The following is a 1062-nucleotide window of genomic DNA, read 5'->3' on the forward strand; positions in this document are numbered from 1 at the left end:
TATTAATTTCTTGTTTTGTGACGAGGCTCAACTTTATTCAAAATTTTTCTTCTTTCACTGAACTGTTGGTGTTAGGGTCAGCATTGAGCCCTTATCTGTTCGCTTTGGTGATGGATGAGGTCACTAGAGATATACAAGGGGATATTCCTTGGTGCATGCTCTTTGCTGATGATGTGGTGCTAGTCGATGAGAGTAGGGAAGGTGTTAATGAGAAGCTAGAGCTATGGAGACGCACATTAGAGTCGAAGGTGTTCAGACTTAGCAGGACCAAGACTGAGTACATGATGTGCAATTTTAGTGGGACTAGGCACTAGGATGGAGACGTTAACCTCGACGGACAGGTGGTCCCCCAAAAGGCTACTTTTCGGTATTTAGGATCGATGTTGCAACAGGATGGCGACATTGATGAAGATGTTAAGCATAGAATCGCAGCAGGCTGGATGAAGTGGCGTCAAGCCTCTGGCGTCCTCTGTGATCGGAGGGTGCCACAAAAGCTGAAGGGGAAGTTCTATAGGACGGCGGTTCGACCGGCGATGTTGTACGGGGCGGAATGTTGGCCTACTAAAAGGCGACATGTCCAGCAACTGAGTGTAGCAGAGATGCGGATGTTGCGATGGTCTTGCGGGTACACAAGAAGGGATAGAGTTCGGAATGAAGACATTCGGGAGAAGGTCGGGGTGGCACCCATTGAGGAGAAATTGACCCAACATCGGCTGAGATGGTTTGGACATGTCCAACGGAGGCCCTCGGAGGCGCCGGTGCGTATTGGGGTCCTAGGGCGGGCCAATAATATAAAGAGAGGTAGAGGTAGACCTAGATTGACTTGGGACGAAGCGATAAACAGAGACCTTAAGGAGTGGAATATTTCCAAGGAGGTAGCTTTCGATAGGAGCGCTTGGAGACTAGCTATCAACGTTCCTGAGCCTTGAGCTTTGTTTCTTGGGTTTCATCTCTAGCCTACCCCAACTCGCTTGGGACTAAAGGCTATGTTGTTGTTGTTGTTTATAACTCAACTATCATAAAGATCAAGACGATATGTACCAAAAGCTGTTCCAGTCTCCT

General features: G+C 48.0%; 1 protein-coding gene. It reads left to right on the top strand.

Translation table 11 applies throughout. The features are described from left to right. Window positions 1-314 (top strand): reverse transcriptase domain-containing protein (locus tag FA727_RS25750; RefSeq protein ID WP_136833936.1); only part of this gene is annotated, 314 nt, incomplete at its 5' end. Window positions 315-1062 lie beyond the last annotated feature (748 nt).

Origin of the sequence: Robertmurraya kyonggiensis (assembly GCF_005116465.1) — a bacterium.
In the GTDB taxonomy this organism is placed as follows: domain Bacteria; phylum Bacillota; class Bacilli; order Bacillales; family Cytobacillaceae; genus Robertmurraya; species Robertmurraya kyonggiensis.